Consider the following 21,690-nt stretch of genomic DNA (forward strand, 5'->3'; position numbering starts at 1 on the left):
AAAAGCAGGAGAATGGAGGCAGTATGGCAGATTTCGAGTGGTACAGAAGCTTCTGCAACATCTATAAGCATAACTCGGTGTCCGAAGCCGCGAAGACACGCATGATGACACAGCCGGCGATGAGTCAGCATCTGGCCTCTTTGGAGGCCGAGGTGGGGGAAGCGCTTTTTATCCGAACGGCACGAAAGATGCTGCCCACTGAACGGGGGAAGGAACTGTACTCACAGTTGGCTCCTCTAATCGAGTCGCTGGAGGAGGCGACAATGAATTTCAGAGCGGCTTCGCTGCCGACAATTACAGTGATAAAGATAGGGACGGCACATGAGTTCTATGTAGAAAAAATACTTCCACGGCTGCATCAATATGATTTGCGCACCATTACCCAATTTGGGACGGCCAGTGAATTGCTGGAGATGTTGAAAGAAGATAAGGTAGACATCATCATTACCTCACAGAAGGTGCAGACGCCGGGAATTGAGTACCTGAAATTAATGGACGAGGAATTTGCCATTGTAGCACCGAGCCATTATGAGATACCGGATACGGATGATCTTAAGGCAAGGGAGCAATGGCTGTCTGCGCAGCCATGGATGAGTTATGGACTGGAGCTGCCGATCATTCGGCGGATTTGGAGAGAGCATTTTAACAAACGCCCTCAGATCAAGCCGGTTCATGTCATTCCGAATTTACATATGATCCTGAAGGCGATAGGTAACGGTACAGGTCTTAGTGTTATAACAACATATTTGACGAATGAAGCCGCCAGAATTAACACGAAAGAGATTTATGAAGATTTAAAAGTGAAAAACGAATTGTTCTTCGCTTATAAGCTTAAGCACAAGCATTTGCCGCAGATCCGCGAGATTATGACGGTTATCCGTGAAGAAGAATAGCGATCGGCCAGTGTCAGCTGGGCGGTCTTTTTTTATATCAACAACTATAAAAATATTTATGTTTAAACCTATAATTCATAATTTGTTTTATGTATTGTGGAGAACTACAATAGGGAGGCAATGTACATTTAATATTCACCAAAGCGGGGATTGAACACTCAGGTTAACCCGTATCTATACAAAATATATAGGAGGAGAGACACAATGAAAGTATTTGTGACAGGTGCAACAGGTTATATTGGCGGGTCTGTATCTAAGGTGCTGATTGATGCTGGACATGCAGTCTATGGGCTCGTACGTGATCCGCAAAAGGTGGGAGCTCTTAAAGAAATAGGGATTGAACCCGTACTGGGTACGCTTGAAAACAATGAAGTGCTAACGAAGTATGCTAAGCTAAGCGACGCGGTTATTCATACCGCCGACTCGGATCACAGAGGAGCAGTGGAGACCTTTATCGCTGCCTTGAGTGGTACCGGCAAAGCTTTTCTGCATACATCGGGTTCCAGTGTGGTGGGAGATGATGCGAGGGGCGATTCCAAAAGCGAAAATATTTATGACGAGGAGACACCGTTTGTTCCGATGGATATCCGGGCTGACCGGGTAGCTATCAACAATCTGGTGCGCCGAGCCGGAATCGACGAGTGGGTGAGAAGCGTGGTTATCGTGCCTTCCATGATCTACGGTGATTCACTTGGCTTACCGACACAAAGCGATCAGTTGCCGCAGGTTATCCGCAAATCGAAGGCCGTGGGAGCTGGTGTTCATGTGGGAAAAGGTGTGAATCGTTGGTCTAACGTCCATATCAAGGATCTGGCGGAAATGTATCGACTGGCTCTGGAAAAAGCACCTTCTGCTTCGTACTTCTTCGCTGAGAACGGGGAAGAATCTTTCCAGGATATCGCCAAAGCGGTCAGTGAAGCACTGGGCTTTGGAGGCAAAACAACGAGCTGGCCGGCCGATGAAGCCATTGCAGAGCTGGGCGACTGGGCTCGCTTTGCCATCGCCTCCAACAGTCGTGTGCGTGCGGTACATGCAAGAAATCTGTTAGGCTGGCAACCTTCGGAAGCACCCATGCTTAGCTGGATAAAGAGCATCTCATAATCCTGAATTCATTCTTAAAAAACGGCAGAAATGCCGTTTTTTTGTGTGCGGAAATCTATCATGTTAAAGATATGAAACAATATTAAATAGATTTAATGTTAGTATATATAACATAAAATCGGTATATGGATATTGAGATTTCGTTCTATGTCATTTTAGTGCAACCAATTCCTATAAGAAACATTAAACGATATAAAACGAAATAGATAGAATAACGCCGAAAATAGCAGATAATTTGAGATAAATAACTATGAAATCGCTTTTTATTAAGAATTTTATGTTTGTTAGGAAATATAACGCCAAATATAATAAGGGGGAATTACTAGTCAACTAGATTACATAACTTGAAAGCGGGGGAGTCATCATGTTCAGAAAATCCAGATTTACTATCATCTCCGGTCTAGTAACAGGAGCCTTGATGTTGTCCGTTCCGTTGTCTGCTTTTGCAGCACCAACAGTGGCAACTTCGATCAAACCGGTTACTTCACAGGAATTAGTCTCCCTGATGAACGATGCTAGTTCACGGGCTGGAAGTACCGTTTCGTTTCAGTTGAAAGAGGCCCCGAGTGTGTCCCGCGAACAGTTGGCTGTTATGCTGGGGACTTCGCTCAAGCTGGCAGATGCCAAAGAGCCATTCGTCGATGTACCTGATAATTCAGCTTCCGCAGGGGCAATTGGAGCCCTGAATGAGAAACAGCTTATGCAGGGAACGAGTCCAGCCCGCTTTGAACCTAAAGCGCTTTTGACAGAGAAGCAGGCTCAGGTGCTGGCTGACCGTCTCTATGATTATTTAAAGCCCTTTGAATTGTTGGAAACAACGATTGCTGATATTCAAAAAGCTGTCGGTCAAGGGAAGCTGACCTATAAACAGCTGACCCAAATGTACCTGGATCGGATCAATAAGTATGATCACCAAGGTGTAAAGTTAAATGCGATAATTACTGTGAATTCCGATGCCCTTAAGACTGCCGAAGCAATGGATAAAGAAAGAGAGACCAAAGGCATTCGCGGACCGCTCCACGGGATTCCAATCATACTAAAAGATAACTACGCTACTGCTGATCTGCCTACCACCGCAGGCTGCCTTTGTCTGAAGGATGCTATCCCGACACATGATGCCGAGATGGTTAAGAAGCTCAAGGATGCCGGTGCTATCGTGATCGGCAAATCCAATCTGGATGAGTTCGCCTCGGGTATTACGGGAGCCAGCTCGCTGGGTGGACAGACCTTGAACCCTTATGCTCCTGACCGCAATCCTGGTGGGTCCAGCGCAGGCACCGGCGCATCTGTAGCGGCTAACTTCGCTTTGGCTGGCCTTGGAACGGATACCGGTGGTTCGATCCGCATTCCATCTTCGTATAACAGTTTGGTTGGTATTCGTCCAACGATAGGTTTGACAAGCCGGGATGGTATTATTCCACTGGCCCTGACCCAGGACGTAGGCGGCCCGATAGCCCGTACCGTAACGGATGCAGCGATTCTTCTGGGAACCTCATCTGGTTATGACGCTAATGATGTAGCAACAGCCTATGGCGTTGGTCGGTCCAAGACCGATTATACGAAGGACCTGGATGTAGGTGGTCTTAGAGGTGCCCGCATCGGGGTGGCTACTGAGTTATTTGGCACCAAGCCGGAAGAAATGCCCACTACCAATCTGATGAATGCTGCTGTTACCGACATGAAGAAGCTAGGGGCGATTACAACCCCGATCACCATCCCGAATCTGGCGGAAATCATGAAATATCCAAGTCTCAGTGGATATGAATTCAAATCTCAGCTGAATGAATACCTGGCGAATTACCAACCGGATGCGCCTTACCATACGCTTACAGAGATTATCAACTCCGGACAATTCTTAAAAGGGAACGAAAGTACCTATAAGCTGCGCGATACACGAGATCTGGAATCTCAAGAGTATAAGGATATCGTTCTGAAACGCACCAAGCTGACACGCGATGCGCTCTTGAAGGTAATGGCTGACAATAATCTGGATGCCATCATCTATCCATCCACTGTACAAACTACTGTACCAATCGGCGAATCCTCCAAAGCCGGTAACAATAACCGACTTAGCCCTTTCAGCGGATTCCCTGCGATCTCGGTTCCGGCTGGATTCACGTCGGAAGGTCTGCCGGCAGGCGTGGAATTCCTGGGTCGTCCGTTTGACGAGGCTACCCTGATCAAGCTGGCTTATGCTTATGAGCAAGGTACGCATAACCGCAAGGCACCTGCACTTTTACCTTAAAGTATTACTTCGATAAGCCGATTTCATAAAGTTATAGCAAAGCAGCGAGCCTTCTGTCATAGGGGCTCGCTGCTTTGTAATTGTCAGATCATATACAATGCATCACATCCGGAGATTGTTGTCTCTGAGTTTGTCTTTAAGATAGATGTTGTTTCGGATATTAATCTCAACCTCAATTTTGGATTGCAATTTCGGGTACCATCTCTCCTTCCATTCCTTCAACTGTGCTACCGTCATCTTCGGCTTGAACAACTGTCCAATCCCAAGTACGTCTGCTTTGAGCGTATGCAGCTTGTCGATGATATTGGCGCCTCGTTTCTCAATAGATGTCTTGATCTCCTGGGTAATTTCCTGATTGGAGAGTTTTTGCTTATTCTCGGATACCTCTATGTCCAGCTTCAGTCTGCTGTCTAACTCCGGGCCGGAGTCTCCCCATTTTACTCGATGGCGTACTGTAGCTTTCTTAATGAGGATGCTGGCATCTTCAGATGTCTCAATGGTTCCGCCGGTATATTTTTCTGCAAAAATATTGTTGATCAGCGTCTCGTCTGGCGTTAGTGTGCCTACCATCTTGGAATTCCTCATAATGGCGGAGCCCCTGAATTCATATAACGTGTCTGTTCCGGCTTCCACCAGCGGAATAGCTGTATCTTGTGTATAGGAGCGGCTAACTTTATAAGCTTCCCATAACCGGACAAGCGATACATTGGGTGTCCAGCCGGCTTCTTCACTGAAGTAATCGTAGGAGGACACCTCTGGCGTCGGTCCGACTTGATGATGCAGTGCCTTCTGGAAGTCCCCGGTAACAATAGCTACCATGCCCTTGATGGAAATATCATCGGCCCGAATGGCGTAGTCTATAATATCCTCGATTCCTTTTTCGGCCATTTTTTCACTAATCAGGATCAGTCGTAGATGGAGAAGATCGACATGCTTTTCAGATTTGGTCCGGATCAAATCGAGGGCTTTACTGATGGACTTAGCTTCCTGCTCCAAAATTTGGGTCGTTCCGGTTACGGTAGGAACCTGAAGGGTTACATGGTAAACATCACTTTTGCCATCACAGATGCCCATCACCACTGGAAGATAACGTTTGTTGATATCTTTAATATCCCAGCAGCCGCTCAGCAGCCAAGGGAGGCAGAGTGTCAGTAGCAGCCTGGGAATGATTCTGTGCTTCAAGCGGAGGCCCTCCTTTTCTTTAAACCGGACAAGAGCACGGCAAGAGGGAGCATAAGCATGCTATAAATTCCAGGGATGCTGTTCCATATTAAGTATTGGTTCAGATCATGATTGTTTCTAACCAGCATGCTGAGAAAAAACATGGCTAAGGTCAGACCTGAAGCAATCCACACTTCATTGATAGGGAGAAACAACTTTTTGATTAGAGTGGTAGCCGTCCAAAGTGTTGTAGCTGCTTCTAGAATGCCCAGTCCAGTGGAGGAAACCACCGAGAAGGTAGGCAACCAATCGAAAACGACCCATTCCAGATCAATGGTGTCTGAGGCCAGCACATCGGGATATTGAAAGGTAATGGCGACCTCCTCGCTGAAAATAAGCAATGGGACATAGACAGCGGAGAGGTAGAAGAAGGCAAGGATAATCATAACCAACATTAATTTGCTAGGTTTGAAAGGTTTGTCGAGGGATAACATGCCAAGAAACAGAAAGCCAGAGAAAGAGATGAGGCTGGAATAATAGGTAGGTTGGGCCAAAAAGGTCATTTTCGGGTCCCAGATCGGAAAGACATTATGAAAATCAAAGTTATGAACACTGATAAACAGGGAGAAAAGCACAAACGGAATGTAGAAGATGAATAACGCCGCGCTTATGCGGAGGATGACAGAGAATCCTTTGCACGCTGCATACAAGGGTAGAGCCATATACAGCAAAGTGAGGGCCCAAAGTGGGGTCTCCTGAAGCAATACTACGTTGATTTTGAATATTTGGAACCGGTTTAACAAGGTGAGATGGAAGAACAGAAAGACTGCGAAGGGAAGAAGTATCAGTCTGGCCATCCATTTTCCCGCCGCTTCGGAAATGACTTCAATCATGTTTTTTCCGGGGAATCGCGATAAGCCTTTCAGGTAGACCCAGACCAGCAACATCTCCAGCACACAGTCGAGTAGAATGGCCTCCCAATGGGCTAGCGTGGTAACCTCCAGGATTCTTACGGTAAAAATGGATAGCATCGCTGTCAGATGCAGTTGGATAAACAGCATGACAACCATGGGTTTAGTCATCCGGACTCTTTCCTTTCGTGCTAAGGCTTAAATAGGGCACCGAAAACGTCTTGAGTGCGGCAAAATAGATGAACAGCCAAATCATCGCTACCTGTAATCCCAAGATGCCATAGATCGAGCTGAGAACCAGAACGACGTATTTGAAGATGCGAATTCCTATCGTATTGAGATAACCAGCCATTGTGAAATTGGAGATGGTCGTTGCGGCCAGGATAATAATCAGCAGATTGCTCACCAACCGGGCTTGTACAATCGCCTGCCCGAGGATAATGCCTCCAACCATCGTGATCGTGGGACCGATGTTCTTGGGTAGCCGGATGGTAGCCTCAATCACCATTTCCATGAGGAGCAGCATCAGCATCACCTCTACAAATGAGGGATAAGGGACGCCTTCTCTGCTCTTCGCGACAGAAATCGCCAGCTGAATCCGTAAAAGTTCTGGATTTACAGAATTAAGCACAACATATAGCCCAGGCATAACGATTGCGAAGGCAATACCTGCAATACGAATACAACGGAAGAACAAAAGATACAAGTAAGGATAGTTTAAGTCTAGCTTGAAGGACCACAGATCTTTGACGATGGCTGGAAAAGAAAAGGCATTAGGAAACAGGTCCATCAGAATAACCACTTTTCCATCCAGCAGGTTCTGTGCAGCCTCTCCTGGCAGTTCTGAAGTTAGATATGTGGGGACGAGCGAATATTTAGGCTGTTCCAGCACTTGCAGTAGACCATTCACATGGATGACATCTTTATGCTTGTTTCTGGAGAGTCGTTCTTTGACAGATTGGACAACCTTCGGACTAGCTGCATTTTTCATATAGATCAGTGCGATTTCCCTGTGGGAATTGGTGCCCAGGATATACGATTCAACGACAAGCTCTTTATTGCTGATTCTTCTACGAACCAGACCGATATTAGTATCCAGCTTCTCAGTAAATCCATCGATGGAAGACTGAATCGGATTCTCGTTCTCTGAAGCTGAGATGGAGCGGTTTAGCGGCCACATATCTGCATCCAGTACGAGCGGATTACCGGAATCTGGGTCTTTAGCAATCAGTTTGCCCTTGACGAGGGAATCGGCGACTTCCTGGTAGGAGCCATCTACCGTAAACTCCAGCGGGAGAAGGTCTCTCGCGAGGGAGTGATCTTCTTCTCCGGTCGCCGAAATGATTTGATCCCATGTAACTAACGTACTCGTAAGATCCACGAGCGAGCTGAGATAATATACTTTTACTGTTTGATCGAACAACGTGACCGTCTTCATGGAAAAATCGCTGTTCAAATCGAAAGTGTGAATCAAATCCTGCTCCCAGTCCTGCTCGATCAGGCTGCTCATCATAACCACCTCGCTCATATTCTGTGATGGTTTCCATTTTTTTATCCATTCGTGGGGACAGGGAGTTCAGGCACAAAAAAGGACGCCGGAAGATGGGTTCCGCGGCGCCTGTTTTTTTGTAGTTCAGTTGAGCTAAAAGAGCGGATACGAAGCTGCTGGTGTTACTTGCGTGTGGACTCTTTTTCCTTGCGCATTCGTAGCTCCCGTTGGTAGTTATAAAGGGTGGCCTGGGAGATAGAGAGCAGCTCACAGACTTTGGGGACCGCGTCTTTAACGTCGAAGACACCCTTGTCGTCCAGTTGTTGGATAATCTTCAGCTTCGCTTCCTTGGAGTCCATAGAGAATGGCTTGGCTTTAAAGATCTCCTCCATAATGAGCTTCGTCGTGATTTGTTTGATAGTTTCGCCGCCGGGCTGTACGTCGGTCACCTCATAAGTAAAAGTGCTGGTGAGGTGGGTCAGTAGATCCATGGCGCTTTTGTAGGCGGAGATATCTTGGTTGACACACAGCGTGTATTTGAGGTTGCCGTCTAAATCTTTGATGAAAAGAGTGGATGATTTAAGTGGCTTGTTGCTCTTGGCAGTGCTTAAATACCCGATCAGGGTGCTATTTTGCTCAGCGCTTTGAGAGAGTAAGGTAATGGTATTGGCATCCTCCAAATCCCCTACCTGTCTTTCGGTAATATGACCGTTTTCAATATGAATGATTTCCGCCTGTTCCATGTCATGCACAACCACTTCCGTAGAAGGCCCCATCAGGGCTGCGATCATAACTGAAATGCTCTTCAGCAGCCCAGTGACATCGATGTTATTCTGCATCTGAATGACTCCTGATTCCATTGGATTTATAAAAAAATTATAACATATAGCAAGAGAGCAGGCGAAGCTCGTACTGTTCATTCAATTGGAGAGGATATACGTATAAAATTACCAGTGTTCAATAAAAGATTGACAGGGAAGGTTATGTCTTATAAATTTGTTATAAATGTTGTAATAAAATTATAACAACGTTATCTCTTAAAGACAGGTTGTGAAGTGGGAATTATGATTTCTAGCTCTAAAGTTAACACCGGTAGGACAGCGAAAGCCAGCCGCCTATGGATTGCGTTGATTCTGGGGGCGCTCACGGCTTTTGGGCCGCTGTCCCTTGACATGTACCTGCCCTCACTGCCGGACCTGGCTAAGGATCTGCATTCCAGTCCGTCACTAGCCCAGCTCAGTTTAACAGCATGTTTGGTGGGTCTTGCAGTAGGGCAGCTGGTCGCCGGACCGCTTAGTGATGTGCGCGGTCGGCGGATGCCGTTGATCGTTGGTCTGTCGCTCTATGTGATTACTTCGTTTCTCTGCTCGATGAGCACATCGATTGAAGCGCTCATTATTCTGCGGTTCATTCAAGGTCTGGGTGGCTCGGCGGGGGTTGTAGTAGCCAGAGCGATGGTAAGAGATATGTATTCCGGGACAGAGTTGACCCGGTTCTTTGCTTTGTTAATGCTTATTAATGGTGTGGCTCCTATCGCTGCACCTATTGCTGGCGGCCAATTATTGAGATTCACTTCGTGGCCGGGTGTGTTTATCGTGCTTGGTGTGATTGGGCTTGTCATGCTGGCCTCCGTTCTATTCGGTCTGCGTGAGACCCTGCCAGAGGCGCAGCGGTCAGGGGGAGGGCTGAAGAGTACACTGGCTACCTTTGGGCGTCTGCTGAGTGATCGGATGTTCATGGGATATGCTCTTTCGCAGGGACTGGTCTTCGCCGCCATGTTTGCTTATATTGCTGGTTCGCCGTTTGTGATTCAGAATTTGTTCGGGGCAACACCCCAGATGTTCAGCTTGATCTTCGCCGTGAACGGTCTTGGTATTATTATCACTGGACAGGTTACGGGTAAATTGGCGGAGCGGTTCGGTGAGACGAGGCTACTGGTCGCCGGACTGATCTACGCTGCAATAGGTGGTCTGCTGCTGCTTACTATGACCTTGCTTGGAGCCGGACTAATTGCTACTCTGATTCCACTATTCATGGTGGTATCCAGTGTAGGGATTGTCAGCACGGCAGCCTTCTCTCTGGCAATGCAACAGCAGGGACAATCTGCGGGCAGCGCTTCTGCTCTTCAAGGACTGCTGTCGATGATAGGAGGGGCGTTGGTAGCGCCTCTGGTTGGCCTTGGCGGCAGCGGAACGGCACTGCCGATGGGGATTGTCATCGCGGCAGCTGATGTTGGCGCTATTCTCTGTTATGTGCTCATGATTAAGAGATCGGGGAAGAGGTCGTAAAATAGCAATTGATAAGAAATTCTGCATGCTGTCCCGTGATATACTTTGAGCACATTCCTTTCAGTTGAAGTGCTAAGTCAGTCGGGATGGTGATGGAGGGAGTTCATGCGCAAAGTAGTGCTAAAAATGAGTATGTCCCTGGACGGATACATCTGCACGCCAAGCGACGGGGTGGACTGGGTCTTCCGGAGTTTTGATAGTGGGCTGGAGCAGTATATAGTAAATCTGCTTTGGCAGGCGGATATCCATATTATGGGCAGGAAAACCTATGATATGATGTTTGAATATTGGAAAGCTTCTACAGAAAGCTATGCTGCGCCATTGAATGAAATTCCCAAAGTAGTGTTCTCCAGAACCCTGATGGAAGCGAACTGGAAAAATTCACGACTCGGACAAAGTGACCTGGAAGAAGAATTGGCGTACTTGAAGCAGTTGCCTGGCAAGATGATTCTTGCGCATGGGGGCGCTGGCCTCGCACAGTCCTTGATGAAGCTTGGGTTGGTCGATGAATATCAGCTGATGATCCATCCTGTAGTGCTGGGCGAAGGTATTCCGCTCTTTAAGGACATGCATCAAGCGCTGCCCCTTAAGCTACTAGACACGCGAGTATTTGATGCTGGGGTGGTGCTTCATGTCTATCAACCGGCCAGCAGCCTGAAATATCATCATTGAGCAGTGATAAGGCCTCCACAGAGTTGTGGAGGTTTTTGGTTTATTACGTGTCAAAATTATGATAAAATAATGGCGAACTTACGTTCTTTTTAGCATAAAATATTCCTGGAGGGGTGCGCCATGCCTATGTCCAACCGGTATGCAGAAATAGATGGGATTATTGCCTATATTCACCGCCACCTTTATGAACCCCTGCCACTGTCCCGGCTGGCTAGCTATGCGGGTTACAGCCCTTTTCACTTTACGCGTATATTTAAACAAAGAACCGGCTTGCCGCCGCTCTATTATGTTTCTTCCCTTCGTCTGCAAAAAGCAAAGGATCTTCTGTTGCGAACGAACCTGAGTGTCCGTGATATCTCTCTTGAAATTGGTCAGCAAAGCCAGGGTACCTTTGCGACCCGTTTTGTCGAACGTGTCGGGGTAACACCGTCTGAATTCAGGCATTCACGGTTTCAGGCGGAGGAACATCTGAGATCCCTGCAAAGTCTTGGAGGTTGGAGAGAGTGGCAGTCTGGGGCCACTCGGATAGGCACGGTAGAGGGAACGGTGAGGTCAGAGGTTCCGTTTCAGGGAGTAACTTTGGTTGGGTTGTTCGCCAGGCCCATCCCTGAAGGTCTGCCGCTGCATGGGATGCTGTTGCACAATATGGGCGATTTTCGCTTTACGAATGTAAAGCCAGGTAGCTATTATTTGATGGCTACCGCTGTCTCCTGGGGGATGCAGGCCCTTGATTTTTTGCTGCCATACACCACCTTGCGAGCCCGCTTCAGGGAACCGCTAGTTGTAACATCGCATTCACCGATCCCTTATCAGGAGATTACTTTGCATCCTCCCGAATTTGGTGACCCTCCGATCCTGATTTCCTTACCACTCTTGATGAATCATTTTCTTAACAGAACGATGTATGTCGGGAAGTAAAAACTTGAAATGTATTATATAATAGAGGGAAGAGAGGCGGGGACTCATCCCCTCTAAGCAATTGAAATATAGAGAGGATTATTCTATTGACCTTACAACAGTTGAAATATGTCATTGAAGTGGCAAGCCGGGGGTCTATGAACGAAGCGGCTAAGCGCTTGTTTATTTCCCAACCGAGCTTGTCCAATGCCATCAGAGAGCTTGAGAAAGAACTGGGGATTACGATCTTTGAACGCACCAACAAAGGGATCTCGCTCTCTCTGGAGGGAGCTGAATTTCTTGGGTACGCAAGGCAAGTATTGGAACAGGCGGAACTGCTGGAGAATCGCTATCTCGATGCGAAGCCGTCTCCACAGCATTTTTCCGTGTCCACACAGCATTATGCCTTTGCGGTTAATGCGTTCGTGAATCTCGTCCGTGAATATGGTCATGATGAATATGAATTGGCACTGCGTGAGACGAAGACCTATGAGATTATTGAGGATGTCAAAAGTCTGCGTAGCGAGATCGGCATCCTGTACTTGAATGAGTTCAACGCCAAGGTCATCAACAAGCTGCTGCAATCGGCAAATCTGGAATTCCACAGCCTGTTCCTGGCCAAGCCGCATATTTTTATCAGCATTAACAACCCGCTGGCAAAGCAGTCCATCGTAACGGTTGACCAGCTTCAACATTATCCTTACCTGTCTTTTGAGCAGGGGGAATATAATTCCTTTCACTTCTCTGAGGAGATTCTTAGTACCTTGTCCCATCAGAAAAGCATCCGGGTGAATGATAGAGCAACCCTCTTCAATCTGCTGATCGGTCTAAACGGCTATACCATTTCTACCGGGGTACTCAGTGCGGATCTGAACGGCAATGAGATCATTCCGGTGCCTCTGGATTGTGACGAGACCATTAATGTCGGCTGGATCAGCCATAAGAATGCGGCGTTGTCCAAGCTTGCTCTTGCCTATGTCGAGGCGCTTCAGCAGGCGATTGCTGAATAAAGTACAGATCGTTCTGTTGCGTGTGAATATTGATTTAGAATATAGGGAATAGGTTAAGTAACGGTTATTGCTCCTAGAAGCAATAACCGTTTTTTTATAGATGGAGACAGGGAATAAATTCTTCCGATTGACAACATGTATATACAAGTAATACTATGGTAAGGCTAATGAACTTGTATATACAGGATTAATTAATTTGCTTGGTAAGGAGGACTAAACTGTGATTATTTCAAAAGCGCAGGATTGGTGGAGGCGTTCTACAGTTTATCAGGTATATCCCAAAAGCTTTATGGATTCAACAGGCAGCGGTGAAGGTGATATCCGGGGTCTAACAGGCAAGCTCGACTATTTGCAGCAGCTTGGTATTGATATTATCTGGCTTCAGCCGGTTTATGTGTCTCCCCAAAATGATAACGGATACGATGTGGCGGATTATTGCCAAATCAACCCGGAGTTTGGAACGATGGCGGATTTTGATGAGCTGATGGAAGGTGTCCAAAGCCGTGGCATGCATCTTATGCTTGACATCGTGGTTAACCATTCTTCAACAGAGCATCGTTGGTTCCAGGCGTCCAAGAGCTCCAAGGATAATCCGTACCGGGACTATTATATTTGGAAGGACCCGAAGCCGGATGGTGGCCCGCCGAATAACTGGCAGTCCAAGTTCGGAGGTTCGGCCTGGCAGTATGATGAAGGCACTGGCCAGTATTTCTTGACCTTGTTCGACAAGACGCAGGCTGATCTCAATTGGGAGAATCCGGCGGTGCGTGAAGAGGTCGTTAAGCTGATGAAATTTTGGGCGGACAAAGGCGTTAGCGGTTTCAGAATGGATGTGATCAATCTCATCTCCAAGAACCAGGCGTTCCCGGATGATGATGGCAGCGTTCTCCCCGGTGATGGACGGCGCTACTATACTGACGGTCCAAGGGTGCATGAGTACGTTAAAGGATTGTATGAGCAGGTATATGGTCCTTACAACGCGATCACGGTAGGAGAGATGTCTTCCACCACGCTGGAGCACTGTCTGCGTTATTCCAATCCGGATGAGAAGGAATTCTCTATGACGTTCAATTTCCACCATCTGAAGGTGGATTACCCAAACGGGCAGAAGTGGGAGCTTATGCCGTATGATTTTGAGGCGCTGAAAAGCCTTCTGTCCCGCTGGCAGCAGGGTATGCAGGAAGGCGGGGGCTGGAACGCGCTGTTCTTCAACAATCATGACCAGCCGCGGGCGTTGTCCCGTTTTGCCGATGATGGACGTTACCGTGTAGAAAGCGCTAAAATGCTGGCGACGACCCTGCATGGTCTGCAAGGTACGCCTTATGTCTACCAAGGGGAAGAGATTGGTATGCCCAATCCTCATTGGACAGACATGAGCGAGCTGCGGGATATTGAGTCCCGGAACATGTACGGTATTCTACTGGAACGGGGGAAAACGCCAGAGGAAGCAATGGACATTATCCGGGAGCGTTCCCGCGACAATTCCCGCACACCGATGCAGTGGAATGACAGTCCACAGGCTGGATTTACTACGGGGACGCCGTGGATTAAGGTGGACGAGCGTTACCAGGAGATCAATGTGCAGCAGCAATTGGCCGATCCGAATTCGATTCTCCACCATTACCGCAAGCTGATTGGCTTGCGCAAATCGCTGGCGGTTCTGACCGATGGCCGTTATGAGCGTCTGGATGAAGGTCATCCGCAGGTATTTGCTTATGCACGGCTCTCTGACAAGGAGACGCTGGTGGTAGTCTCCAATTTCAGCGGCCAGCCGGCGACATTCACGCTGCCGGAGTCTTTTGCAGAAGCTGCGCTGGCGGGTAAGTCGTATGAACTGCTCATTGCCAATACAGAGATGGTTCCAGAACTGGGAACAGAGATGAGGCTGTCGCCTTATGCCTCGTGTATGTGGGTTATAAACTAAGAATCGATACGGAAATACAGAATAAAGGAGTGAATCCCATGGCTGTTGATAAAAAAAGTGTAGAAGAGATTGTCCGGGCCATTGGCGGCAAAGACAATATTGAAGTGGCTACCCACTGTGTCACCCGGCTTCGCTTTTCGTTAGCCGATGAAGAAAAGGTTGATCATGCGCTTCTGGAGAGTAACGATCTCGTTAAAGGCCATTTCTCCTCCCAAGGCCAGTTCCAGGTTGTCATTGGACCGGGACTCGTGGACAAAGTATATGATGAAATGATCGCAATTACAGGTGGGCCGCGCTCATCCAAAGAGGATGTCAAGAACTCAGCCGGGAAGAAGCAGAATCCGCTTCAACGGGCGATTAAAACGCTGGCGGATATCTTCATTCCGATCCTTCCAGCTATTGTAACTTCAGGTCTTCTGCTGGGACTTAACAATATTCTGACCGGTCCGGGGATATTCTTCGAAGGCCAGTCATTGGTGCAGGTTTATCCTGAGTGGACGGGCATCGCCTCTATTATCAACCTGATTGCCAATACTGCCTTTACCTTCCTTCCTGCGCTGATCGGTTGGTCAGCAGTGAACCGGTTCGGCGGCAGTCCGCTGTTAGGGATTGTACTCGGTCTGATTCTGGTTCACCCGGATCTGCTTAGTGCCTACAGCTATGCTGAGGCTTCTACTAAGGGAACGATACCGGTATGGAACCTCTTCGGCTGGCATATTGAGAAGATCGGCTATCAGGGACAGGTGCTGCCCGTTTTGGTCTCCGCTTACATTTTGGCAAGGATTGAGGGCTTCCTGAATAAAAGAGTGGCCGATTCTATCAAGTTACTTGTTGTGGCCCCGGTCGCACTGTTAATTACCGGCTTCCTGGCCTTTACGGTGATCGGTCCGGTAACTTTTGCCCTGGGTAATGCCATTACCTCCGGCCTTGTACATGTATTTAATACGCTACCAGCACTCGGGGGATTGCTCTATGGCGGGTTATACGCTTTGCTCGTAGTTACGGGGATGCAACATACCTTCCTTGCGGTCGATGTGCAATTGATCGGCAGCGAGGGCGGAACGTTCCTCTGGCCGATGCTGGCACTCTCCAATATCGCTCAAGGTGCAGCGGCACTTGCGATGATGCTTGTACTGAGAGAGCAAAAGGCGAAGGGGCTCGCAGCCACTTCTTCGATCTCGGCATTCCTTGGTATTACGGAACCAGCGATCTTCGGGGTGAATCTCCGTTATAAATATCCATTCATTTTCGGGATGATCGGCTCGGCAATTGGCGGCGTACTGTTAACCATAAACCATGTGTTGGCCTCCTCGGTTGGGATCGGGGGTATTCCCGGCTTCCTGTCGATCTTCCCAAAACAATGGGGTGTGTTCTTCATCGGGATGGGCATCGTGCTAGTTGTGCCATTTGGTTTAACCGTATTGTATGGCAAAATTGTCGGGCGTAAAGAAGGGGCGATTGCCGCAGGATCAGCTGGTACAGCTGCGGTAACAACTAAATCAGCTTCCGAGAATCACGTTGTGCGTGCAGAGACTCCTGTACAAGGCGCGAAAGCTTCCGGTAGCGCTACCGATAAGGTTGATGCAGGTTCGGCTACCTCCGTGGCGGCTGAATCCGGTATTCCATCTTTCGGCATCGTTACAGAGGAAGATGGTACCCGGGTACTGAATATTTATGCTCCACTGACGGGTCAAGCGGTACCGCTGGAGAACGTTCCCGATCCGGCTTTTGCCGAAAGACAGATGGGGCAAGGGATCGCTATTGAGCCGGAAGAGGGGCGGGTAACCGCGCCATTCGATGGAACAGTGGCGCATATCATCAAGAGCAAGCATGCCGTCATTCTGGAGCATAGCACTGGCGTACAGGTGCTGATCCATGTCGGGATTAACACGGTGTCCCTGAAAGGCAGCGCTTTTACAAGCCATGTCAATATCGGGGACGAGGTCAAGGCTGGGCAGCTCTTGCTAGAATTTGATATGGCGGCGATTTCTGCCGCAGGGTTACCGCTGATTACACCGATCATCATTCCGGACGGTCAGGATATCATTGCAGGCGTAGAAGAAGCTGCGCCAGGCGCAGTAGCGGCTGGGCGGAACGTCAGCTTGAAAATTCGCTTGAATGCAGAGTAAGAGAAAATCAATCATCGTGTAAGCAGAAACGGGTATCGTCCAGCAATGGACAATGCCCGTTTCTTTTTTTAACATAGAATTATGGTAAAATGGTAAGCGGTGATGGAATTGAAGGAAAATATATATCAGAGCATTTTTAATACGTATGCAAAACGAATTCAGTCAGGCAAGATTCCCCCGGGGACCAAACTGCCTTCGGAGAATGAACTAATGTGTTCATATTCTACCTCGCGGGAAACCGTCCGCAAAGCGCTAAATTTACTAGTACAGCACGGGTTTATCCAGAAAATTAGAGGCAAGGGTTCATATGTGCTGGATATCGGGCGCATGAACTTTCCGGTTACGGGGCTTACCAGCTTCAAGGAGATGTCGGGAAAAATCGGCCGTTCGACGCGTACGCTTGTACAAAGAACCGTCTGTACCGAGGCTTCGCCGTCTATTGCGGATTATTTGCAGATAGAGCCGGGGGCGCCTGTTTGGGAGGTGATCCGGGTCCGAGAGATTGAAGGCGAGCGTATCATCCTGGACAAAGATTATTTTCGGCCGGACAAAGTTGTTCTGCTGACAGAGGAACTAGCCGCAGGCTCTATCTATGAATATCTGGAGCAGACATTGAATCTTGTGATCAGTTATGCCAAAAAAGAAATTTCTGTCGAAGAGGCTACGGACGAGGATCGGGCGCTACTGGATCTGAACGGACTGACCCATGTGGTGCTTGTCCGCAACTTTGTATTTTTGGAAGACACAACTCTGTTTCAGTATACGGAATCGAGGCACCGCTTGGACAAGTTCCAGTTCGTGGATTTTGCCCGGCGGATTCCTTAGGATTTTTTTAGTTAGTGAAGACAGAAAGGATGAACTTTTGTGAATGAGGTTATACGAACGTTAACGAACCACCGCTCTTACCGGAACTATTCTGACCGGGCAGTGAGTACTGAGGATTTGCAAAATATTATTGCTTCGGCTCAAGCCGCACCTTCCTGGGTCCACGGTCAACAGTTCACGATCATCGCAGTCCATAATCAGGAGCGGAAACAGCGGCTCTCAGAGCTGAGCGGTAATCAAAAGCATGTGGCAGACGCACCGGTGTTCCTTGTGTTCTGCATGGACTTTTACCGTGCGGGTTTGGCAAGCGAGATGGAAGGTCAACCCTTTGAAGCAGCTTCCGATGTGGATGCTCTGCTGGTTGGGGCGGCAGACGTTGGTCTCGCCATGGCTGGCGCAATCACGGCCGCAGAATCGCTAGGTCTCGGAACCATTCCGATCGGTGGGGTCCGCCGCAATACGAAGGCTGTGATTGAGCTATTGCAGCTACCGAAGTACGTTTTTCCCATCGCAGGTCTATGTGTCGGTTATCCCGGCGCGGAGAGCCCGAAGAAATCCCGTCTGCCTATGGAGGCCGTCTACCACGAAGAGCAGTACAACCCTGATCAGACTGGGATACTACAGGCTTATAATGAAACGCATCGTCAATCCCTGCAGCAGCAAGGTCTTCCTGAGCGAAGCTGGACGAGTTGGGTCGCCCATTTCTATGCCAATAATCCTGTGTACGGCGATGCCCGGAATACCCTCAAACAGCAAGGGTTTATGTATGATAAGGAGCGGGAGGAGTAAGACCGGACCGCTGTGTAGGAGCAAAGAAGCATTCCAAAGCCGTATTTGGCAGGAATGCTTCTTTTTATACTATATAGAGTGAACTAGGAAATTTAACATATGGGTAACGGAATGGAGGGGATTTTGGAACTGTAGGAGCGAAAGCGACGCCTTTGTCTCCGGATTTTATCCGCGAATAGCGGTATAATCCCAAGAAATCTGGAGACAACAGCGGCCGGGAGTCCAAACATTTTCCGCAATGACAACCTTAACCATATAAAAATCTTAAGTTCAGTTATAATTACAATTTTCTTGCCACCAGCGGTTTCCGTGAAATGATTACTGCCGCTACCAGCAAGGTAAGAGCCACCAGAATTCCGGACTCTCCAGTCCAGAGCAGTGCATGATCTCCTTTGGAGAAGGCATCAAAGACATCTTGAATGATGGCATTCCATGAGGCATGCAGGAACGCCGCAGCCCACAAGCTACCGGTTGTTAGCCGTATACGCCCAATGACATATCCCATGGAGGTAACCGAGATCATAAACAGGAGCACGGAGAGCACGGGATAAGGCCCTGAATAATAGTTCCCGGCAAGGATCAAGGGGAGATGCCACACACCCCAGATAAGCCCGCTGAGAAGTATCGGTTGGGGAACGCGGGCGTCAATCAGTCGAGTAAGCATATAGCCGCGCCAGCCCAGTTCTTCGCCGACACCACCGATCAAACCCTCCAATGTGCCAAGGAGCATTTGTGCAAGTAACAATCCTATGAATACAACAACAGGTGATGCTTTAATGAATGTATCTGGTGTGACGAATTGTACCAGACCTGTGATCCAAGCGATTCCGTAGCCGACGAGACCAATAACTACAGGAAACAGTAGTATAAAGGGCAAGGTCTTCAGTGTACGTTTTCCGCCAATCTTCAAGGAGATATCTGATATACCTTCACGCAGTATCAAGCGGGTGAAGATGGAGGCCAGTCCCGGTGTCCACATCAGGAACAGGACGAAGATCTCTTGTTTCATTGATAGCACATAACCAAGGATAGAGAGTGGGATAAGTATTGCAAAAAAGACAAGTAATCCCCGTCTGGCGGAGCGAACACGTTCCATATCCCCGTTTGTACTTGTGGCAGGCGTGCTGCCAGCGTTTGTTTTCATGATGTGATCCCCTTTAATCAAAAAGTATGTATGTCCAAGTAGAAGTATAGCAAGCGTTGTGCCTTGATCAGAACAATCTCAAGTCCAGAATTTTCCCCCGACCAAAGTCGAGCAGGAACGGACCTTCGGTCGAGGGAAGCACCTGGACCCGATATAGGTGTACCTTGCACTTTCACACATTGTTAAAACATTCTTTACGTTCACCGAACAAAACTGTGCGGAACATTTAATATCTGGCTCCTACAATCAATATGTGTTGGTAGAATGTACCTACTGGCACTTGAGGCTTTTGATGGAGGGATGATTCTTTTGAAGGTAACCCGCATGCATCTTTCGATGAAATGGAAGCTGATCCTGAGCTTTTCCGCTGTGGCACTGATTTTTTTAGGGGTGGCTGTTTACCAGGGGTACAAAATCAATCAGATCGAAAAATCCATGGAAACACAGAAAACAGAGATGGAAAATAGAATCACAGTCTCTACGCTTACGCAGCTGCTACAGGAAATGAAGAGTGTGGAAGCCTCGCTGGCCGGCACAAGTGATCTGGAATGGGCCGATGCTTTCAAGGAGAAGGAGAAGAAATTATATGCGGAAATGGCTAAAGTAGAGTTTGGATCGGGTACTTCCGCACAGGAGGGGCTGCAGCAATTGCAGGGCCAGGCCCAGGAATATACGGGCGTTGTCGACGAGTTGGTTCAGACTTTGAATGACAGCAGTCTCGACCCGATGACCGTTCTAGATAAAATCGATGAATTACATACGAAGGCACAGGAACTAAACGGCACCATGCTGGAGAGCAATGGGAAGTTGTACACTGCGGCGGCAGAAAATGCCGAGCAAGCCCAAGGAGTGTCCTTTGATCTGCTGAAGAATACCAATGCAGTTGTGCTCTATGCAGCTATTTTTGTACTGATTTTCACGCTTGTGATTGCTATAGTGTTGATTCGTTCGTTCCTGAATCCTGTTCGTAAACTACAAACGGCACTACGCAAAATATCCGAAGGAGACCTGCGTGAGCAAATCAATTCTCCATATAACGATGAGCTTGGGCGTTTAAGTCATCATTTTGACCATATGGTGGGCCGGGTTAGAGAAATGCTGCAACAGACACAGACGGTGGCTTCTTCGCTGGCGGATTATTCGAATTCTTTCCAACAGTCGTCGGCCATTACTGCTCATACGAACCAGGATATCGTCAGAACAATCCAGGATATTTCATCTGGTGCTGATCAACAGGCCGGGCAGTCTGAGCAGAGTGCGGGACTGATTCAGGAATTGGAGCGTGGAATCCAAGAGATTACGGAGTATACAGAGGTCATGTTGACGACAAGTGAAACGGCGAATCTAAATACACGCAGTGGTTCGGCAGCGGTAACCGCCCTTCGGGAAGTTTCCGGGCAATCCCGTCAATCAGTGGGCAAAGTGTATCTTACGCTGGACAAGCTTGCTGAACAGTCGCGGGATATTTCGCGGATTACCCAGACCATTACGGAAATTTCCAGCCAGACGAATATTCTGTCACTGAATGCTGCGATTGAAGCTGCAAGAGCCGGGGTGCATGGCAAAGGTTTTGCGGTGATCGCAGATGAAGTTAGACAACTGGCTGATCAGACGAAGGTGTCCTCCGGGCATATTCGCGAGATTATCGCTGAACTTCAACAAGGGATGGAAGATTTCCAGCAAGATATGCTGGAGACACGTGGAAATCTGGAGGAGCAAGAAGAGAAGGTTGAAGAGACGCTGGCATCTTTTGAGGCGATTGATCAGTCGATTGCCGAGATTAGCAAACAGATCGGCCATATTCATGACAAGGTGGATGAGACGCGCGGGATGAATACCCGGCTTGCTGAGTCTGTGCACTCTGTTGCCGCTATTGCCGAAGAGACCGCTGCAGGGGTACAAGAGGTGAATGCTTCCAGCATTCAGCAGGACCAGTCCATCGCTGCCATTGCCCGGCAGGCTGTTGATATTCATGAAATCTCACAGAAGCTGTTCCAGGAGATCAATGTGTTCAAAATTAATAGCGGAAGTGATTCGGCCAATCAATCCGAATCACTTCCGCTAGGGCGACGGGCAAAAGTGGAAAGTGGCGATGCTACATCTTCCACTACAGAAACTGTTGTTTCTTACCCCAAAGCAAGTTCAGCTTAGAGCTGAGTTTGCTTTAAGATTTTTCTTTAAGATATTACCCGGGCAATTTTTCGCTATAAGC

At 48.2% G+C, this 21,690-nt stretch carries 17 protein-coding genes; 12 read left to right on the forward strand and 5 right to left on the reverse strand.

Annotation, left to right across the window (positions count from 1 at the left end; translation table 11 throughout):
• Positions 1-23: 23 nt before the first annotated feature.
• The 3 genes from ACFVRY_RS16230 to ACFVRY_RS16240 all read left to right on the forward strand — a co-directional run bounded on the left by ACFVRY_RS16230 (position 24) and on the right by ACFVRY_RS16240 (position 4,239).
• Entirely contained in the window at positions 24-893 is an 870-nt protein-coding gene (locus ACFVRY_RS16230; protein WP_387501258.1) for a LysR family transcriptional regulator, read from the forward strand.
• 204 nt (positions 894-1,097) lie between these two features.
• The gene (locus ACFVRY_RS16235) at positions 1,098-1,994 is read left to right on the forward strand and encodes an NAD-dependent epimerase/dehydratase family protein (RefSeq protein ID WP_387501259.1); all 897 of its coding nucleotides are present in this window, start codon (positions 1,098-1,100) and stop codon (positions 1,992-1,994) included.
• A 364-nt stretch (positions 1,995-2,358) separates the two neighbouring features.
• A complete protein-coding gene (locus ACFVRY_RS16240; RefSeq protein WP_387501261.1) occupies positions 2,359-4,239 on the forward strand; it encodes an amidase family protein in 1,881 nt (626 codons plus the stop codon).
• A gap of 102 nt (positions 4,240-4,341) precedes the next feature.
• On the opposite strand, the gene ACFVRY_RS16245 is transcribed toward ACFVRY_RS16240, so the two are convergent.
• The 4 genes from ACFVRY_RS16245 to ACFVRY_RS16260 all read right to left on the reverse strand — a co-directional run bounded on the left by ACFVRY_RS16245 (position 4,342) and on the right by ACFVRY_RS16260 (position 8,639).
• A complete protein-coding gene (locus ACFVRY_RS16245) occupies positions 4,342-5,421 on the reverse strand; it encodes a Ger(x)C family spore germination protein (RefSeq protein ID WP_387501262.1) in 1,080 nt (359 codons plus the stop codon).
• Positions 5,418-6,482 carry a GerAB/ArcD/ProY family transporter gene (locus ACFVRY_RS16250; RefSeq protein ID WP_387501263.1) on the reverse strand — a complete coding sequence of 355 codons (1,065 nt, stop codon included), beginning with the start codon at positions 6,480-6,482 and terminating at the stop codon, positions 5,418-5,420. The genes ACFVRY_RS16245 and ACFVRY_RS16250 overlap by 4 nt, the downstream gene beginning before the upstream one ends.
• The gene (locus tag ACFVRY_RS16255; RefSeq protein WP_387501264.1) at positions 6,475-7,839 is read right to left on the reverse strand and encodes a spore germination protein; all 1,365 of its coding nucleotides are present in this window, start codon (positions 7,837-7,839) and stop codon (positions 6,475-6,477) included. The genes ACFVRY_RS16250 and ACFVRY_RS16255 overlap by 8 nt, the downstream gene beginning before the upstream one ends.
• Before the next feature lie 143 nt (positions 7,840-7,982).
• The gene (locus ACFVRY_RS16260) at positions 7,983-8,639 is read right to left on the reverse strand and encodes a helix-turn-helix transcriptional regulator (protein WP_387501266.1); all 657 of its coding nucleotides are present in this window, start codon (positions 8,637-8,639) and stop codon (positions 7,983-7,985) included.
• Positions 8,640-8,864: 225 nt separating this feature from the next.
• Between ACFVRY_RS16260 and ACFVRY_RS16265 the strand changes: the two genes are divergently transcribed.
• From ACFVRY_RS16265 to ACFVRY_RS16300, 8 genes are all read left to right on the forward strand, one after another.
• Entirely contained in the window at positions 8,865-10,088 is a 1,224-nt protein-coding gene (locus ACFVRY_RS16265) for a multidrug effflux MFS transporter (RefSeq protein WP_387501267.1), read from the forward strand.
• A 105-nt stretch (positions 10,089-10,193) separates the two neighbouring features.
• A complete protein-coding gene (locus ACFVRY_RS16270; protein ID WP_387501268.1) occupies positions 10,194-10,760 on the forward strand; it encodes a dihydrofolate reductase family protein in 567 nt (188 codons plus the stop codon).
• Between the two features lie 126 nt (positions 10,761-10,886).
• The gene (locus ACFVRY_RS16275) at positions 10,887-11,678 is read left to right on the forward strand and encodes a helix-turn-helix domain-containing protein (RefSeq protein ID WP_387501408.1); all 792 of its coding nucleotides are present in this window, start codon (positions 10,887-10,889) and stop codon (positions 11,676-11,678) included.
• 86 nt (positions 11,679-11,764) lie between these two features.
• The gene (locus ACFVRY_RS16280; RefSeq protein WP_387501269.1) at positions 11,765-12,667 is read left to right on the forward strand and encodes a LysR family transcriptional regulator; all 903 of its coding nucleotides are present in this window, start codon (positions 11,765-11,767) and stop codon (positions 12,665-12,667) included.
• A 220-nt stretch (positions 12,668-12,887) separates the two neighbouring features.
• Positions 12,888-14,591 carry an alpha,alpha-phosphotrehalase gene (treC, locus tag ACFVRY_RS16285; protein ID WP_483875152.1) on the forward strand — a complete coding sequence of 568 codons (1,704 nt, stop codon included), beginning with the start codon at positions 12,888-12,890 and terminating at the stop codon, positions 14,589-14,591.
• Between the two features lie 38 nt (positions 14,592-14,629).
• Positions 14,630-16,720 carry a PTS system trehalose-specific EIIBC component gene (gene treP, locus ACFVRY_RS16290; RefSeq protein ID WP_387501270.1) on the forward strand — a complete coding sequence of 697 codons (2,091 nt, stop codon included), beginning with the start codon at positions 14,630-14,632 and terminating at the stop codon, positions 16,718-16,720.
• A 108-nt stretch (positions 16,721-16,828) separates the two neighbouring features.
• Positions 16,829-17,545 (forward strand): trehalose operon repressor, encoded by a 717-nt coding sequence (gene treR / locus ACFVRY_RS16295; RefSeq protein ID WP_387501271.1) that lies wholly within the window; start codon positions 16,829-16,831, stop codon positions 17,543-17,545.
• A gap of 39 nt (positions 17,546-17,584) precedes the next feature.
• The gene (locus ACFVRY_RS16300) at positions 17,585-18,334 is read left to right on the forward strand and encodes an NADPH-dependent oxidoreductase (RefSeq protein ID WP_387501272.1); all 750 of its coding nucleotides are present in this window, start codon (positions 17,585-17,587) and stop codon (positions 18,332-18,334) included.
• Positions 18,335-18,614: 280 nt separating this feature from the next.
• Here ACFVRY_RS16300 and ACFVRY_RS16305 read toward each other — a convergent pair whose 3' ends face one another.
• Positions 18,615-19,478, reverse strand: coding sequence for a CPBP family glutamic-type intramembrane protease (locus ACFVRY_RS16305; RefSeq protein ID WP_387501273.1), 864 nt, complete (start codon positions 19,476-19,478; stop codon positions 18,615-18,617).
• A gap of 309 nt (positions 19,479-19,787) precedes the next feature.
• On the opposite strand from ACFVRY_RS16305, the gene ACFVRY_RS16310 reads away from it, so the two are divergent.
• A complete protein-coding gene (locus tag ACFVRY_RS16310; protein WP_387501275.1) occupies positions 19,788-21,629 on the forward strand; it encodes a methyl-accepting chemotaxis protein in 1,842 nt (613 codons plus the stop codon).
• Positions 21,630-21,690: the final 61 nt, after the last annotated feature.

Origin of the sequence: Paenibacillus sp. NPDC057934, assembly GCF_042887565.1 — a bacterium.
Classification (GTDB): Bacteria; Bacillota; Bacilli; order Paenibacillales; family Paenibacillaceae; genus Paenibacillus_AQ.

Coding starts and splice junctions, on each gene's coding strand:
- ACFVRY_RS16230 (WP_387501258.1), top strand. CDS start 24: ATGGCAGATTTCGAGTGGTACAGAAGCTTCTGCAACATCTATAAGCAT.
- ACFVRY_RS16235 (WP_387501259.1), top strand. CDS start 1,098: ATGAAAGTATTTGTGACAGGTGCAACAGGTTATATTGGCGGGTCTGTA.
- ACFVRY_RS16240 (WP_387501261.1), top strand. CDS start 2,359: ATGTTCAGAAAATCCAGATTTACTATCATCTCCGGTCTAGTAACAGGA.
- ACFVRY_RS16250 (WP_387501263.1), bottom strand. CDS start 6,482: ATGACTAAACCCATGGTTGTCATGCTGTTTATCCAACTGCATCTGACA.
- ACFVRY_RS16255 (WP_387501264.1), bottom strand. CDS start 7,839: ATGAGCGAGGTGGTTATGATGAGCAGCCTGATCGAGCAGGACTGGGAG.
- ACFVRY_RS16260 (WP_387501266.1), bottom strand. CDS start 8,639: ATGCAGAATAACATCGATGTCACTGGGCTGCTGAAGAGCATTTCAGTT.
- ACFVRY_RS16265 (WP_387501267.1), top strand. CDS start 8,865: ATGATTTCTAGCTCTAAAGTTAACACCGGTAGGACAGCGAAAGCCAGC.
- ACFVRY_RS16270 (WP_387501268.1), top strand. CDS start 10,194: ATGCGCAAAGTAGTGCTAAAAATGAGTATGTCCCTGGACGGATACATC.
- ACFVRY_RS16275 (WP_387501408.1), top strand. CDS start 10,887: ATGTCCAACCGGTATGCAGAAATAGATGGGATTATTGCCTATATTCAC.
- treP (WP_387501270.1), top strand. CDS start 14,630: ATGGCTGTTGATAAAAAAAGTGTAGAAGAGATTGTCCGGGCCATTGGC.
- ACFVRY_RS16305 (WP_387501273.1), bottom strand. CDS start 19,478: ATGAAAACAAACGCTGGCAGCACGCCTGCCACAAGTACAAACGGGGAT.